Raw genomic sequence first — 15,027 nt, forward strand, 5'->3', positions numbered from 1 at the left:
TGTCGCGTTCATGTCGGTGTGTCGTGGAAGTTTTCCGTCGATGCGGCAGTAATAGCCGGAATCTGTTACGGTCTATTGCGTTTCATGGCGTTGAGGTACCTGCGGCAGACGACTTGATTGCGGATCGCTATGACTGGATACTCGGCAAGACTCTCGGGGATGCTGGTAGCACTCGCCGTGGCTGTGGCGACCGCCGGTGTCGCCGCGGCGGAGCCGCCGGATCCCGGTCCCTCCACGAAGATTCGCCTCACGACCTGTCCCGCGTTGTACGCCTTGGGAATTCAGGGCACCGGTGAATCCTCGCCGGACGCGGCGCCCACCACCGACACCGGCATGCTCTCCACGGTCTTCCGGCCGATGATGGCGAAAGCGCCCGACACCGGACTGGTCGATCGGGCTTACGTGCCATACGAATCCGGTTTCGGCGGCGCGACCGCCGGTGGCGCGGCGCCCTACTCGGAATCGGTGGCCGGCGGTCTCGCCCGTTTGCGCGGCATGGCCGAAACCGTCGCCGAGGCATGCCCGAACAGCCGGTTCGCGGTGGTCGGTTATTCGCAGGGCGCGCACGTCGCCTCGATGTTCGCGCAGGAGATCGGTCAGGGCCGCGGCGTGCTGCCCGCCGAGAAGGTCGCCGCCGTAGCGTTGTTCGGCGATCCGACCCGCAATCCCGGCGCGCCGCTGTTTCCGGGCGCGCCGGGGAAAGCGACGCCGGATCCCGCGCCGGGTACTGCGGGCGACCGGCTGGAATCCCTTGCCGCCCTGCCGCAGGCGCCTGCGATCGGCGGCGGCATCGGCCCGGAGCGCGACAAGGCCGCGAACTTCGGGGCGCTCACCGGACGAGTGGCGAGTTTCTGCGCGGCGGGCGATCTCGCCTGCGACGCCCCGGACGGCGCGCCCATCCTGAAGGCCGTCGCCAACGTGGTCGGCCAGTCCAAGCTCAGCGGCGGCGACCCGATCGCCTCGCTGGTGTCGATCGCGCAAGCGCTGGCGTTCACGTCGATCAAGACCGCGACCCAAGTGGTCAACGGGGACATCGAAGGCAATTCGCTGGCCACCCTGTCGATCTCGCCGGAGAAGTCGATCTCGCAGCGCCTGGCGGACGCCTCCGATCCGCGCACGCCGCTGAATCTGCCCCGCGCGCTGCAGGCGCTGGTGAAGGTCGGCATGATCGGCTTGAATTCCGTGGTCGCGGTGGTCCGAGCGGTGATCAATCCGGCGAATATCGCCGAGCTGGCCACCGCGGGCCTGGCGAATCCGCCCGCCGCGTTGCTGTCGCTGGGAGCCGAGCTGGTCGGTGCGATCACTCAGCTGATTCCGCCGACCACCGGCGTCCGGCTGGTCACCCAGGCCTTCGACGCGGTGGTGCAGAACATCACCGACAACAGCGAGCTGCTGAACACGGCCACCTGGGTGCGCTACTGGGACACCGTGCAGCGCCACACCGGCTACAACAGCGCCATCGTCGCGGCGAACGGTGCCGCTCCCACCCAATTCGTCGCCGAATGGCTCGCGGCGCTCGCTCGCGACATCGCTGATGCATCCGGTGGCAAGGCCGAGCCCCGGCCGGTGCTGGAGAAACAGCCGACCGGATTCTTCGGGGACGGCTCCGGCGCGTCTCCCACGCCGAGTTCGTCCGGTACGGGACAATTTCCGTTCGGGACAGGAGCCGATGGCGCCTCATCCAGCGGCGTGACATCGATTCCGCCCACCGACCGAACCGGCACACCCAACACCTACCCGTTCTCCACGAACTGATCGCCGAGAGGGTCCGACGATGCGATACTGCGTGCCCTGCTCTGCGGGAATGGGGGAATGTTGAAGTCGTACAAACAGCTTTCCCGCTGGTACGGCGCTCTGGAGCCGGACAACGGCGTGCCGGAGAAGAGCAAGCCGGATGAGGCGAACACCATCATCCCCGCGGACGACGACAGACCTGCGCGCTACCCCGACTACCTCCGCGACGACGAGCCGTGGCAGCGCAGGCCCGAAGAGGTTCCGTCGGATCTGCCCGCGCAGCGCAGCGAGTTCACCGGCGGGTGGTCGGATTGGGTCGTGACCGGCCATGCGCCGGGCCCCGACGACGACTATGTCGCGCCGCGGCACGCCGACCCCGTGCCGTTTCCGTGGGCCGGCGACGACGAGCACGACCCGGTCGAGCCCCCACGCCCCGCGGAGTCGCGCGCGCTGCGGCAGGCCGCTCGCGCCCACCCGGCCGTCCGCCGGGCCCGGCTGCTGATCCTCGTGATCGTGGCGGTGCTGGTCATCGTCGTCGCCGCCGTGGGTGTGCTGCTCCTGCTGCGTTCGGCCGCCGATCGCGCCGCGCAGCCGATGCACCCGCATATGTCCGCGTCGGTGCAGCTCACCGTCGGCGGCGCCCAGGCGGTGGGTAACCCGCGCGTGGCCGGTGCCTGTCCCACGGAGCGCAGCGACGCGATCGTGCGCAGCGCGGAGGCCGGCGGCACCGGCTCCGGACCGGACGCGGTGCTGTCGTTCCAGTACGCGTACTACGTCGAGCGCTCCGGCGAACGAGCCCGCGCGGCCGTCGCACCGGACGCGAACGTCCAGCCCGCACCGGTCATCCAGCGCGGCATCGACTCCGTCCCGGCGGGCACGACGCATTGCGTGCGGATCGTGACGGTCGGAGACAACCGGTATTCGGTGGAGGTCACCGAATACCGGCCCGGCGGCGCGCCCGCCACGTACAGCAGGCAGACGGTCACCACAGCGGTGATCGACGGCCGCACCCTGATCACGGGTATCACGGCCGGATAAAGGAGAGCAGAGGCGATGGGAGAGGACTGGAGCCGCTGGCTCGACGAGGCGCCCGGGGATGGCGCGGCGTCGAGCCGGCCGGTGCGTTCCAAGGCTCCGGTGGTGCGGTTGCGGCGCGGCAAGGGCGACGGCTCCGAGGCGGATCATCCGGTGCAGCGGCCGATCCTGGTGGTCGGCGGGTGCGGTGGTGCGGGCACCACCACGACGGCGTTGGGTTTGGCGGGTGAACTCGGTTCGGGTGGCACGCCGACGGTCGCGGTGGACGCTACCTCGGCGGGCAGCGATCTCGCGCTGCGCGGCGCGGACGAGCACCTGCACCCGATCAGCTTGCAGTCCTGGCTGTACGGTCGCGGTGACGGCGAGCCCGCGCCCTTGAAGGAGTGCCTGTCGCGGGCGACTTCGGGCATCGGGTTGCTCTGGCGCGACGCCGCGCCACTGCGCAGGCGTGCGACCTATCTCACGGTCGCCCGCGCAGTGCGCGAGGCCGGATACACCGGCGTCTACGACGGGGGACACCCGATTGCCGCCCGGCAACTGCTTCCCCTGCTCGATGACGCCGATGTCGCTCTCGTGCTCGCCATTCCGGCTCGCAACGACGCGGCCAACCGGCTGCGGGTCGCCCTGGAATGGCTGGACGACCAGTTCGGCGACGCCGGGGAGGGGCGCGGAGGCGGCATCGTCGGCGACACCACCATCGTCGTCTCGCACCAGTATCCGGGCGATGACTCCCGGGTAGCGGACCATTTGCGTGAGCATCTGTCCGGCTGGGTCCGCGACATCAGGGAGATTCCCTACGATCCGCACCTGGCCCGTGGTGAACTCGTGCGGCACACCTCGTTGGCCGCCGAGACGCGCCGGGCGTATGGGCGCCTGCTCGCCGGGGTGGCATCATGACCGCCGCCATGATTTTTCCGCGTCAGCCCGACCCAGCGCCCGCCGGTGTGATCGCCCCGCCGGAGTCCCGCCGTGCCGCCGTATGGGACCGTCCCGTGCCGGGTGTGGGCCGGGCGCCACTGGTCTGGCTGCTGGGTGTGCACGGCGGAGCCGGAGCCAGTACCCTCGCGCATGTGCTTGCGCCCGCGGCGGATTCGGGCCGCCGCTGGCCCGGCGTCTTCGACCGCGAAAGTCCGTTCGTCGTCCTCGTCGCACGAGAGACGATCGCCGGTCTGTCTCGCGCGCACGACCTACTGCGCCAACATCTTTCGGGTTTCGCCGGTCCCTCCGACGTGCTCGGCCTGATCACGGTTGCCGCGCGGCCCGGCCGGATGGCTCCGGAGATCCGGCGCTATCGCGACGTGGTCGGCTCCTTGGCCGGGCAGGTGTGGCAGGTGCCGTGGTACGAGGAATGGACGCTGGTCGAACCCGAGCAGCTGCCGGTGTGGTCGCCCGGTGACCCGATGCCGTCCAGGAAACGCAAGCTCGATCTGCTGGAGGAAGTCCCGCTCGATGTCCGGGAGCTCGGCGCCGACATCGTGGCGGCCGCGCGGACGGCACTGGAGGAGGCCGGCTACGACCGCCGGTCACCGGATCTCCGTAAGCCGCCCGATGAGTGAACGTCCGCATCGAATCGGCGACAACCACCCACCATTCGAGAAAGGCACCCGATGAGCACGCTCCTCCTCGCCGTGCAGGACACGTACGGCACCGTCCTCGCGCAAGTCGGTAATCCGACGCCCGAGGCGCCGCCGGGCTCGGAGAAGATCCTGCAGCTGGTGCGCTATCTCACCTGGTTCGTCCTGCTGTCGGGCATCTGCGGCATCGTCTATGCGGGCGGCAAGTTCGCCTGGGAGAAGTGGACCGGCGGTGGCCTCGAGTCGCCGAAGATGGTGGCGGGCGCGATGATCGGCGGCGTGGTCGCCACCAGCGCGGGCACCATCATGAACGCCGTCATCGGCACCTGAGGCCGACGATGGGTACCGTACGCATGTCCGCAGTGGAGCTGCTCGCCTACAAGCAGATGCCCGCCGACGTCCTGGCACCGCTGATGCAGCTGCTGAACTGGCTGCTGTGGTTCGTCCTGCTGGTATGCCTGGCCTGGATGATCGTGTCCGCGGGAAAGCTGTGGCTGGTCTTCCGCAGCGATCTGGCCATGAACGATGCCTCGCACGGTGTGCTGATGAGCCTGCTGGGTGCGGTGGTGGCGAGCACGGCGTCGGGGATCGCCCTGGCGTTCCTGCCCGCGTGAGCCGCCGGACCGGGACGGGGACGACGCGCGAATGATTTCGACAGTACTGCGACCGGCGGACGCCGCGGCGTGGCGGCGCGACATCCGCCGCCCCGCGGCCGGAGTGGTCGGCGCCGCGCTGCTGGTCGCGGCCGTCGGCTGCGGCGGTGGTGGTGCGGACTCGGCGGAGCCGGATCTGTCGGCCGCGCCCACCAACGTGCGGTGGCAGCCGTTCCAAGGTGTGCCGTTGCCGCAGACCGATCAGGGGCCGCGGTCCACGGCCGACGGCGCGGCGACCGGTTTCGAACACTCGCCGCGCGGTGCGGCCGTCGCCGCGCTGACCCACTCGGTGCGGCTGGCAGTGGCCGCCGATACGCAGTGGGCGAAAGTCGCTGCCGGAGAAGTCGTTCCGGGTGCCGCCAAGGACGAGTGGGCGATCAACCGGGTGCAGTTGTCGATCACCGGCCCGGCAGCCCCGGAGTTCGCTCCGCGTTTGCTCGGCTACAAGATCACCGGTTACTCCGAGTCGCGTTCCACCGTCGACGTGTACACCGAATACTCCGACCGGTCGAAGGCGGTGCACCACACGGCCGTCGAGTGGTTCGGCGACGACTGGAGATTACGGCTGCCGGATCCGGATTCGACCGCACGACCCCTCGATTCGATCGCCGCATTACCTACCGACATTGTGAAACTGGAGGCACCGACGTGAGCGACAGAGAGTCGTACACGCGCGACCGTGTCTCCTTCGGGATCGTCGCCTCCGCCGCGGTGCTGGCGCTCATCGTGGTCGTCGGCATCTTCGTCTTCGTCAGCCGTGACGAAGAGCCGGTCGGAGGCGCGCCCGCCGTCGCCGAAGGCTCCGGCGGCACCGGCTTCGCGAGCCCCGAGACGGACATCCTGGGCAGGCGCGTCGACATTCCGAACAACCCTGCCGGACAACCGCTTTCGCAGGACCCCTCGCGCCAGCGCAAGCCCACCGACCCGGACTGGCTGACCGCGGCGCCGGAAGGTACCACCGAACCGCACGGCTGGCAGCGGGTGTACGGCGCCTCCGTCCCGTTCTCCACCTCCGACGGACCGACGCGGATCGAGGACGACCTGGCCGTCGGCTACTCGCACACCCCGCAGGGCGCGGTGCTGGCCGCGGCGCAGATCACCTACCGGCTCAACGCCCGGCCCGCCGATCGCGACCTGTACGTGCGCCAGGTCCGGGTGTCCGCCCAGCAGATCGCCGCCTACGACAAGGCGCTGGCCGACGACCGCCTGCCGCAGCAGCAGCCGGAGAAGGTGACCCGATACTTCGTGGCCTCCGACGCTTTCAAAGTGGACGACTACGCCGACGATCTCGCCATCATCCGGCTGGCCACCAGGGGACCGGTGGTGGACGGCAAACAGCTGTGGGCGGCGACGCGCCTGGTCATGGTGTGGGACGCGGGCGACTGGCGACTGAAGCCCTCCACCACCAACAACGCCCAGACCGAATATCTCGAATCGCTGACGGGGTGGACCAAGTGGTGACCGCGCGCAGACCCGGACGGATGCCCCTGGCGCTGATGGGCGCGGGCGCGCTGATCAGTGTTGCACTGGCGGTGGCACTGACAGTGGTCGCGCTGCGGGACGACGCCTCCGCGGACGAGCGGGATGTCGTGCCCGGTACGTCGGCGGGAACCGCTCCCGATCCGGTCGCAGGCACATCCGCGTTCGGCACACCGGAGACCGACCTGTTCGGTCGTCGGGTTGACGTGCCCGTTCGAACGGCCGGTGTTGTGCTGCAACAAAAACCGGATCAGCGGCAGCAACCGGGCACGCCCGGATGGACCGCGGCCGCGCCCACGCCGCCGAACGGCGAGGGGGTGTGGCAGCGGCTGTTCGGTGGTCCGGTCGTGCGCTTCTCCGCGTCCGACGGTCCGTCCCGCATCGACGGCTCCGCCGCCTTGGGATTCGCTCACACGCCGCAGGGCGCCGCGCTGGCCGCCGAACAGATCTACTGGCGGACCAATGCCAATCCGAGGGATCGTGATCTGCTGACCCGGCTGGTCGACGTGACGCCGCAATACATGGCCGAGTACGACCGTCTGGTCGCCGAGGGCAAAGTGTCAGACCGCCTGCCTGACAAGCTGAGACCCCTGTTGTTCGCTTCGGACGCGTTCCGAATCGAGAGCTATGCAGATGATTTCGCGAAAGTGCAGTTTGCGAGAAAGGCTCGAGAAACAGTTGATGGCCAACCAACGTGGGTGGGCATGCGCCTGGCGGTCCGGTGGCGAGACGGAGATTGGAAGCTCACCACGGTGACAGGCGACGAGCGAGTGCAGATCGAGTCCCTGCGGAGCATCGAGGGGTGGACACAATGGTGAGGCGCCTAGTCACGATACTCGCGGTCATCTTCACGGTGATGATCGCGACGCCGACCGTGGCCTACGGCCAGACCTACGGATTCGACGAGACGTGCAACGAGATTCACGACACGCTCGACAACGTCGGCCTGCCCGGCATTTCACTCGGCGACGCCGCGTCCGCCGCGTGCAAGGCGGGCAACGCCGCCACGCATCCCGACCAGGCGGCGACGGCGGTCAAGGACAAGGCCTGGGATTCGACCTTCGGCAAGGTGGTCGATTCGCTGATGAACGGTCTCGGCGAGGCCATCATCCTGGCGTTGACCTTCTGGATGAAGGTGCCCAACGAGGCGGCGAGCGATTCCGGTTCGCTGTTCACCAAGATCAACGACTACACCTATCAAGCCCAGATCCTGTTGTTGATAGCGTCGGTGATCCTGTCCGGGGCGCGATTGGCCGAAGCCAGACGCGGGGCCGCGATGAACGAAGCGGCCGAATCGTTCCGGATGTTCACCCGCGTCGTGTTCAGTTCCTGGATGCTCGGTGCGGTGATCGTCGCGGGCACGCAGGCGTCGGACCGCTTCGCCGAGTGGATCATCGACGACTCGACCAACGGCAACGCCAAGGACCTGGCCGAGCTGATGGTGAAGACCAGCAAGTTGCAGGCGTTCTCGCCGGGCTTGGTGCTGATCATCGCGATCGTCGGCCTGCTCGGCGCGCTCGCGCAGATCGTGCTCGCGATCGTCCGGCAAGGCCTGCTGGTGATCGCGGCCGGTGTGCTGCCGCTGGCGGCGGCGGCCTCCGGCATGAACATCGGCAAGCAGTCCTATCAGAAGCTCATCGGCTGGATCATCGCCTTCATGCTGTGGAAGCCGGTGGCTGCGATCGTGTACATGATCGCGTTCACCACAGCGGGCCACGTCGATTCGCTCACCCCCACCGGCGGCCTGCCGGACGGTGAGCAGGCCCAGCGCATGCTGGTCGCGATCGTGCTGCTGTGCAGCGTGGCCTTCGTGCTGCCCGCGCTCATGCGACTGGTCACTCCGGCTGTCGCGATCGTCGGCAGCGGCGGTTCCGGTTTCACCGCGGCCGGCGGCACGCTGGTGGGGGTCGCGGCCTTGGGCGCCATGGGCACCAAGGCGGTCGGCGTCAAGGACGCGGCGGCTCCCGGCAGGGCCGGCTATGTGAGCGGCAGCGGCACCGGCCCCCGTCCCGGCGGCGCGGGTGGACCACGCGGCGGTGGCGCACCTCGCCCGACGCCGCCGCGTGGCGGCGGCGGCCCCCAGGGCGGTGCGGCTCCGCGCGCCTCCGGACCCGCGGGCGCGGCCGGGGTAGCGTCCGGAGCGGCCAGGACGGCAGGCCGGATCGGCGCGGCGCGCGCCGCGAGCGGCGGGTTGAACCGGGCCGACCAAGCCATGGGTGACGTCGCGGGCGATCGCTGGACGAACCGTTCACCCGACCTCGGGAGGAGCACCATTCCGCGATGACACTCACCGACACCTACGAGCGGCGCTCGTACGGGCTTTGGCAGAAGCCGCGCAGCGCAGGTCTTTTCGGCCTGCGCTGGGAGGAGACCGTGCTCGGCTTCGCGGTCGTGATCACGGCGCTGATCACCGCGATGGTCGGCGGCTTCCAGTGGGGTGCGATCGTCGGCGGCGTCGGTGTCGTCGTGATGGTCCCGCTGGTGTGGCGGACCGGAGGTCGTTCGGGCTACGAGACGGGATTGATGATGTTCAACTGGATGCGCTCACGCAGTCGTGGCGAGCACGTGTACCGCGGTGGCCGCTTCTCCCGGATTCCCGGCGGCGTGACCCGTCTGCCCGGGCTGCTGGCGCCCTCCAAGCTGTATGAGGGCATCGACGCGGGCGGCTACAGCTTCGGCATGATCCACCTGCCGCAGTTCGCCCAGTACACGGTGGTGCTGCGTGCCTGGCCGCAAGGCCACGAGGCGGTGGACCAGCCGGTGATCGATCGGTGGGTCTCGGCGTGGGGCACCTTCCTCGCCTCGGTCGGCCAGACCAGCGACATCGTGGCCGTGGTGCCGGTCATCGACACCGTGCCGGAGACCGGAAACCGCTTGCTCACCGAGGTTTCCACGATCACCAGGCCGGAGGCGCCGGAACTGGCCCAGCAGGTGATGTACGAGCTGGCCACCGAACTGCCGCAGGAGCGGGTGCAGTTGCTGCCGCGGGTGGCGATCACGTTCAAGGCCACCACCGCCGAGCGCCGCAAGAATCCGGCGGAAGAGGCCGTCGAGATCGGCCGTCGCCTGCCCGGAATCTGCGCCGCGCTGGCCGAGGCCGGTGTGCGCGCCCAGCCGATGTCGGCCGACGAGGTGATCGCTTTCATCCGCCGCAGTTACGATCCCGCCTCGCAGGCCGACCTGGAAGTGGCCGCGGGCGAACCGGAAGGGCACGGCCTGGACTGGGCGGACGCGGGCCCGGTGTCCCACGACGAGAAGTGGGATCATCTGGTGCACGACGGTGGCCGGTCGGTCACCTGGGAGATGGACGCCGCTCCGGAGGGCGCGGTCGACGAACGGGTGCTGCAGCGGCTGCTCGCGCCGAATCCCGAAGTACCACGCAAACGTATCGCGATCGTGTACCGTCCGCACTCAGCCGCCGACGCCGCAGAAATCGTCGACGACGATTTCAAGAACGCGTTGGTGGCCCAGCAGAGCGAACGAGGGGTCGTGTCCGCGGCGGCGACGCTGCGGGTGGGCGCGACCCAGCAGGCCCGCGAAGAGCAGGCCCGGGGTCACGGTGTGACCCGCTTCGGGGCGCTGGTGACCATCACCGAGCCCCTGCGCGGTGACCTGCCGCGTATCGAAGCCATCACGCGCGACCTGTCGACCCAGGCGCGCTTGAAGATTCGGCGGTGCTACCGCTACCAGGCGGCGGCCTTCGCGGCCTCCCTCGGTTGCGGGGTGATCCTGCCGGAACACGCGACTATTCCGAAGGCACTGGCGGGGTGAGCTATTCATGGCACGGGACTACGAGCCACCCGTACGGGAACGGGACGAGGACGCACGCCGCAGGCGGCTCGAGCAGTCCGGCCGCGACGAGTGGGGACAGCGGCCGGAGCGCCGGCGCGCCACACGGGATTCGGCGCGGGTGAACGGCGAGGACCGGCGCGGCGTCGACACGTCCGACCGGCGCTCGGCCGAGCGGCGTGGGCGGCCGGGCACGGGCCGGTCCGACGGCGTCCACGCCGACCGCGGGCACGCCGAACGTCCCCGCGGCGAGCGGAACTCGCGCATGTCCCGGGACGCGGTCACCGAGCGCATCGCCGCGCGGCCGGAACGCAACGGGGCCAGGAACGGGCGCGTGGCACGGCCCGCGAAGGTGGACTACACCGCCGACCGCGCCATGGGCACCCCGTACACGGACAAGGCGGCCCGCCGCGCGAAAGCGAAGGCAGATCGGCGCAAACAGTCCGGCCCGCCGCTGCTCGACGACGCCACCCGCGCCAAGCTGGAGATGATCGCCCGCGAGGGCAGTGGTCTGCGGGCGGCGTTCGCCCAGTTCCGGGTCCGCACCGACGACATCCGCCGCCGCAACTACGCGGCGCGCGCGGAGCAGACGATCGAGGACGGATTCGATCGCAGCACAGCGCAACTCACCGACCGCGGCTACGCGGGACCGGGAGGCGGCCGGATGAACGTCGTCGGCCGCCCGGTCGAGTACCGCGCCACCACCGCCCAGGTCGCCGGCCTGTGGCCCTGGTCGGTCGGCGCGGGCGCGCCGCTGATCGGCACGCCCCTCGGCTCGCACCTGCACACCGGTGCGCCGGTCTGCTTCGACCCGATGAACTGGTTCATGCGCGGCAGTTTCATCACCGCGCCCAGCTTGTTCGTGCTCGGCCTCAACGGTTTCGGCAAGTCCTCGCTGGTTCGCCGGATCGTGCTGGGCGGCATCGCGCAGGGGATCACGCCGTTGATCCTCGCCGACGTCAAGCCCGACTACCGGAAGATGGTCGAGCTGGTCGGCGGGCAGGTGATCGACCTCGGATACGGGCACGGCAAACTCAACCCGCTCGCGGCGGGGGTGCTCGGCGCGGTGGTCCCGCGGCTGGAAGAGTTCCCGGCCTTGCAACTGCAGGTGTTGCAGGACTTGCGAGCCCGGCAGGTGACCCTGATCGCGGGCCTGGTCGAACTGGTACGCGGTGACCGGGTGCGCGACTACGAGGAGACACTGATCTCCACGGCCCTGCGCATCCTGTACCGGCCGGGCAGCGGCTACACACCGGACAAACCGCCGATCATGGAGAACCTGCTCGAGGTGATCGTCGGCGGCGGTGAGGAATTGATGCTGGACGCGGGCGCCGACGACGTCGCGGAGTACCAGGAGGCGATCAAGGGCCTGCGCCGCTCCCTACGCGCGCTCACCCAGGGTCCGTTCGGCGCGGTCTTCAACGGACAGACCACCGTGCCGATCGACACCAGCGCGGTCGCGGTGTGCATGGACGTCTCGCACATCCCGACCGGCGACAAGAAGCTCAAGGCCGCGGTCATGCTGGCCTGCTGGGCCGACGGGTTCGCCTCGGTCGAAGCCGCGCACGTGCTCGCCGACGCGAAGCTCGGCCCGCAACGCTACTTCCAGGTGGTGATGGACGAGCTGTGGCAGGTGCTCGGCCTCGGTGACTTCATGGTCGACCGCGTCGACGAACTCACCCGATTGCAGCGCGGCATCGCGACCGCGCTGATCATGATCAGCCACACCATCAAGGACCTGCAGGCGCTCGGTTCGGAAGCCGCCATCGCGAAGGCGCTCGGTTTCCTCGAGCGGGCGCGCGCCAAGATCTTCGGCGCGCTCCCGGCCGAGGAGATCAAACGGCTGGACAGCACGGTTCCGTTCACATCGGCCGAGGAGGAGATGGTGACCGGATGGTCCGCACCGCAAGCGCTGACCGGCGAGGCGCTCAAACCGGGACAGCAGCGGCCGTCGCCGCCGGGCACCGGCAAGTTCCTGCTGAAGATCGGCGAGGATCGTCGCCCCGGCATCCCGTTCCACATGGAATTCACGCTGTCGGAGAAGGAAAGCGGGATCCACGACACCAACCAGCGGTTCAGCGAGTTCACCGAATCGACCTCGCGCGGAACGGATTCACCGGGGAGCGCCGCATGATGCCGCACCGGTCCTACCGTCGCGTCTCTCCGGAGGTGCGCCAAGCGGCGGTCGAACAGGTCATCGCGCTGACCGGCAAGCTGCGTAGTGAATCGGAGGCCTGCCGCGTGGTCGCCGAGCAGATCGGCGTGCACACGAACTCGGTGCGGAACTGGGTGCGCGCGGCCGAAGGCCCCGGTCTGGAACGGATGGACGCGACCGCGCTGCGGCGCAAAGTCGCACTGCTGCAGCAGCAATTGGCGGCCGCCGCCGAGATGAACCGCACGTTGGCCGACACCCTCAACGAAGCCCGGCGCCGGACGTGAATCACGGCTGCGCGCGGCACGATGCCGGAGTGCGGCGATGAGCGGCAAATCGGTGTTGTGGACGGCGCTGGGCGCGGTGCTCGGCCTGATGACCATCGTGCTGGTCATCGTCATGCCCGCCGTGGACGACGCCTGCGAGGGCGGGTCCGTGCTCGGTTCGCAGTCGGCGCTCCCGCCGCTGGGCGGCTACCCGCCGGGTGATCGCCGCGCCGCCGCGACCGCCGGTTCCAGCGCGACCCAGACCAATCCGGCGGCGACCGCCACCCCCTCGCTCGCCGCGGGAGCAGGCCCGCTGCGCCGCACCTTGCCGATGGCCACCGGAACCTTCACCGTGTCGGATACCTTCGGTTCGCGGGGCGGCGCCCACCGGGGCGTCGACTTGGCCGCGCCCGACGGCACGCCGATCTTCTCGGTATCCGACGGCCGTGTGGTCGCCGCCGGTCCGGCGTCCGGCTTCGGCAACTGGATCGTCGTCGATTCCGTGGACACCAACGGCCGTTCGTACTCGGCGGTCTACGGCCACATGTGGGATTCCGGCGTGCTCGTCCGCGCGGGCGACACGGTGACGGCGGGGCAGCACATCGGCGCGGTCGGTTCGGCGGGGGAGTCCAGTGGCCCCCATCTGCATTTCGAGATCGTCCCGGGCGGCCGGTTCACCGGCGGGCGCCAGATCGACCCGCTGCCGTGGCTGGACGGCGCCCCGACCCCGGATGTCGGCGGTGCGCGCGCCTACTCCAGCGATCCGCGCTGCAGCCTCGGTTTCGGCACCGCCGGTGGCGCGCTGGCCGCGGGCAAGGTGCCGCAGGAACTGGAGATCTGGTACCGCCGGGCGGGTTCGATCTGTCCGCAGATCACGCCTTCGCTGCTGGCCGCGCAGGGCAGGCAGGAGTCCGGTTTCCGGCGCGGCGCCAGCTCCCCAGCCGGGGCCCAGGGCCTGGCGCAGTTTCTGCCGACCACCGCGGTGAGCATCAATCCCGACGACGGTCGACCGTATGTGATCGACGCCGACGGCAACGGCGTGGCCAGTGTGTGGGACGACGGTGACGCGATCATCGGTCAAGGGCGCTACATGTGCGCGATCGCGCACAAGATCCAGCGGTGGCAGGCCGAGGGCCGGGTGCAGGGCGACATCGTCGCGCTGACGTTGGCGGCCTACAACGCGGGCGAGGGCGCGGTACTGGCCTCCGGCGGCATGCCGAACCAGGTTGCCGCACACTATGCCGAGACCCAGCCGTATGTGCGCAACATCCTCACGATGGAAGCGCAGTACCGGGCGCCGGGTTCGGTCGGCCGGTTCACGCCTGGGCAGGGGACGGCAGGTGACCAGATCGTCGAAGCCGCTCACGAATGGCTCGGCACCCCGTACGTCTGGGGTGGTGGCGGGCCCCAAGGCCCGAGCGGCGGCGGACTGGACGGACCAGGCCTGACCGCGGCGGCGGTGTTCGCGGCGTCCTCCGGCACGGTGACGTTGCCACGCACGGCCGAACAGCAGTGGGAGGCGGGCACGGAAGTGCCGATGAGCAAGGCCCGGCCAGGGGATCTGGTGTTCAGCTCGTTCGGTCGGCGTGGACCAGCGCAGGTCGGCGTCTACGTGGGCAACGGGCGGATGATCCAGTCCGTGCCCGGGGCGGATGCCCGATCCGCCGGTGGTGTTTCGGAAGTCGCGGTTCCGGGGGACGGACGTGCGAGGAGGGTGCTGTGAGCGGTGACGGGCCCGAACACACGGCGGCAGGACTGCCGCGATGCCCCCGGGTGCGGCTAGCCTGGATGGATAGAGCGAATGCACGGGCGAAACTGGTGGTGATGCTGGTGGTGAGCGTCGCGGTGCTGGGTGCGGCCTGCGGCCGCGCGGACACGGGATCCGATGCGGCGCATTCGGCTACGTCCACAACCCGTTTGCTGGAGGGCGTGCCCGCCCCCGATCCGGTGACGCCCGACGGTGTCGCGGTCGCGGCGTTGCGGGAGATCTACAGCTGGCAACCCGCCACCGAGACCCAGGGTGCTTCCTTGAACAGGGCGCGAAAGTTTCTCGGCCCCAGCTTGATTCGTATGCTGGATGCGGCGCCGACCGCGGTGGAGACGCCGAAGTCGACGCTGCAGTGGGCGGATTGGGCTCGGGAGGGGGTGCACGTGGAGGCATTCACGTTCGCGTCCGGGGAGAAGCCGCCGGCCCTCAGCGACCCGAACGTCCAGCAGTTCAAGATCGGGATCGAGCAGACCGTCGTCTATCCGAACGGACGCAAAGAGCCGCTGCCGCCCGCGACGGTGATCGCCACCGTCGTGCGCACGCCCGACGGCTGGCGGCTCGACGCATTCCGCTGACC

Annotated in this window: 15 protein-coding genes; all 15 read left to right on the plus strand. The window is 69.8% G+C overall.

Annotated features, from left to right (window positions below; genetic code table 11):
- The first annotated feature begins 159 nt into the window (after positions 1-159).
- The 15 genes from QMG86_RS09465 to QMG86_RS09535 all read left to right on the plus strand — a co-directional run bounded on the left by QMG86_RS09465 (position 160) and on the right by QMG86_RS09535 (position 15,025).
- Positions 160-1,755 carry a cutinase family protein gene (locus QMG86_RS09465; RefSeq protein ID WP_281878948.1) on the plus strand — a complete coding sequence of 532 codons (1,596 nt, stop codon included), beginning with the start codon at positions 160-162 and terminating at the stop codon, positions 1,753-1,755.
- A gap of 57 nt (positions 1,756-1,812) precedes the next feature.
- Positions 1,813-2,772, plus strand: coding sequence for a DUF8176 domain-containing protein (locus QMG86_RS09470; protein ID WP_281878949.1), 960 nt, complete (start codon positions 1,813-1,815; stop codon positions 2,770-2,772).
- A gap of 15 nt (positions 2,773-2,787) precedes the next feature.
- Positions 2,788-3,666, plus strand: a complete 879-nt coding sequence (locus tag QMG86_RS09475) for a MinD/ParA family ATP-binding protein (protein WP_281878950.1) — start codon at positions 2,788-2,790, stop codon at positions 3,664-3,666.
- On the plus strand, positions 3,663-4,325 hold the full coding sequence (locus QMG86_RS09480) for a DUF6668 family protein (RefSeq protein WP_281878951.1): 663 nt from the start codon (positions 3,663-3,665) through the stop codon (positions 4,323-4,325). The genes QMG86_RS09475 and QMG86_RS09480 overlap by 4 nt, the downstream gene beginning before the upstream one ends.
- A gap of 51 nt (positions 4,326-4,376) precedes the next feature.
- Entirely contained in the window at positions 4,377-4,673 is a 297-nt protein-coding gene (locus QMG86_RS09485) for a hypothetical protein (RefSeq protein WP_039799032.1), read from the plus strand.
- Positions 4,674-4,696: 23 nt separating this feature from the next.
- Entirely contained in the window at positions 4,697-4,957 is a 261-nt protein-coding gene (locus QMG86_RS09490; protein WP_228829053.1) for a hypothetical protein, read from the plus strand.
- A 31-nt stretch (positions 4,958-4,988) separates the two neighbouring features.
- Entirely contained in the window at positions 4,989-5,648 is a 660-nt protein-coding gene (locus QMG86_RS09495; RefSeq protein ID WP_281878953.1) for a DUF8175 domain-containg protein, read from the plus strand.
- A complete protein-coding gene (locus tag QMG86_RS09500; RefSeq protein ID WP_281878954.1) occupies positions 5,645-6,457 on the plus strand; it encodes a DUF8175 domain-containg protein in 813 nt (270 codons plus the stop codon). The genes QMG86_RS09495 and QMG86_RS09500 overlap by 4 nt, the downstream gene beginning before the upstream one ends.
- Positions 6,458-6,477: 20 nt before the next feature.
- Complete coding sequence (locus QMG86_RS09505) at positions 6,478-7,293, plus strand: DUF8175 domain-containg protein (protein ID WP_281878955.1); 816 nt, start codon at positions 6,478-6,480, stop codon at positions 7,291-7,293.
- The gene (locus QMG86_RS09510) at positions 7,287-8,759 is read left to right on the plus strand and encodes a hypothetical protein (protein ID WP_281878956.1); all 1,473 of its coding nucleotides are present in this window, start codon (positions 7,287-7,289) and stop codon (positions 8,757-8,759) included. Before QMG86_RS09505 ends, QMG86_RS09510 begins: the two co-directional genes overlap by 7 nt.
- Positions 8,756-10,246, plus strand: a complete 1,491-nt coding sequence (locus QMG86_RS09515; protein WP_063017581.1) for an SCO6880 family protein — start codon at positions 8,756-8,758, stop codon at positions 10,244-10,246. The genes QMG86_RS09510 and QMG86_RS09515 overlap by 4 nt, the downstream gene beginning before the upstream one ends.
- A 7-nt stretch (positions 10,247-10,253) precedes the next feature.
- Complete coding sequence (locus QMG86_RS09520) at positions 10,254-12,398, plus strand: hypothetical protein (protein ID WP_281878958.1); 2,145 nt, start codon at positions 10,254-10,256, stop codon at positions 12,396-12,398.
- Positions 12,395-12,703, plus strand: a complete 309-nt coding sequence (locus tag QMG86_RS09525; protein WP_040867646.1) for a transposase — start codon at positions 12,395-12,397, stop codon at positions 12,701-12,703. Before QMG86_RS09520 ends, QMG86_RS09525 begins: the two co-directional genes overlap by 4 nt.
- Before the next feature lie 37 nt (positions 12,704-12,740).
- A complete protein-coding gene (locus tag QMG86_RS09530) occupies positions 12,741-14,405 on the plus strand; it encodes a peptidoglycan DD-metalloendopeptidase family protein (protein WP_281878960.1) in 1,665 nt (554 codons plus the stop codon).
- A 65-nt stretch (positions 14,406-14,470) separates the two neighbouring features.
- On the plus strand, positions 14,471-15,025 hold the full coding sequence (locus tag QMG86_RS09535) for a hypothetical protein (protein WP_281878961.1): 555 nt from the start codon (positions 14,471-14,473) through the stop codon (positions 15,023-15,025).
- Positions 15,026-15,027: the final 2 nt, after the last annotated feature.

The organism is Nocardia sputorum (genome assembly GCF_027924405.1).
GTDB classification, from domain to species: domain Bacteria; phylum Actinomycetota; class Actinomycetes; order Mycobacteriales; family Mycobacteriaceae; genus Nocardia; species Nocardia sputorum.

Excerpts from the sequence above, each read along its gene's own strand:
- QMG86_RS09520 (WP_281878958.1), top strand. The coding sequence starts at position 10,254 with ATGGCACGGGACTACGAGCCACCCGTACGGGAACGGGACGAGGACGCA.
- QMG86_RS09530 (WP_281878960.1), top strand. The coding sequence starts at position 12,741 with ATGAGCGGCAAATCGGTGTTGTGGACGGCGCTGGGCGCGGTGCTCGGC.
- QMG86_RS09490 (WP_228829053.1), top strand. The coding sequence starts at position 4,697 with ATGTCCGCAGTGGAGCTGCTCGCCTACAAGCAGATGCCCGCCGACGTC.
- QMG86_RS09535 (WP_281878961.1), top strand. The coding sequence starts at position 14,471 with ATGGATAGAGCGAATGCACGGGCGAAACTGGTGGTGATGCTGGTGGTG.
- QMG86_RS09515 (WP_063017581.1), top strand. The coding sequence starts at position 8,756 with ATGACACTCACCGACACCTACGAGCGGCGCTCGTACGGGCTTTGGCAG.
- QMG86_RS09510 (WP_281878956.1), top strand. The coding sequence starts at position 7,287 with ATGGTGAGGCGCCTAGTCACGATACTCGCGGTCATCTTCACGGTGATG.
- QMG86_RS09480 (WP_281878951.1), top strand. The coding sequence starts at position 3,663 with ATGACCGCCGCCATGATTTTTCCGCGTCAGCCCGACCCAGCGCCCGCC.
- QMG86_RS09475 (WP_281878950.1), top strand. The coding sequence starts at position 2,788 with ATGGGAGAGGACTGGAGCCGCTGGCTCGACGAGGCGCCCGGGGATGGC.
- QMG86_RS09505 (WP_281878955.1), top strand. The coding sequence starts at position 6,478 with ATGCCCCTGGCGCTGATGGGCGCGGGCGCGCTGATCAGTGTTGCACTG.
- QMG86_RS09525 (WP_040867646.1), top strand. The coding sequence starts at position 12,395 with ATGATGCCGCACCGGTCCTACCGTCGCGTCTCTCCGGAGGTGCGCCAA.
- QMG86_RS09465 (WP_281878948.1), top strand. The coding sequence starts at position 160 with ATGCTGGTAGCACTCGCCGTGGCTGTGGCGACCGCCGGTGTCGCCGCG.
- QMG86_RS09470 (WP_281878949.1), top strand. The coding sequence starts at position 1,813 with ATGTTGAAGTCGTACAAACAGCTTTCCCGCTGGTACGGCGCTCTGGAG.
- QMG86_RS09485 (WP_039799032.1), top strand. The coding sequence starts at position 4,377 with ATGAGCACGCTCCTCCTCGCCGTGCAGGACACGTACGGCACCGTCCTC.
- QMG86_RS09495 (WP_281878953.1), top strand. The coding sequence starts at position 4,989 with ATGATTTCGACAGTACTGCGACCGGCGGACGCCGCGGCGTGGCGGCGC.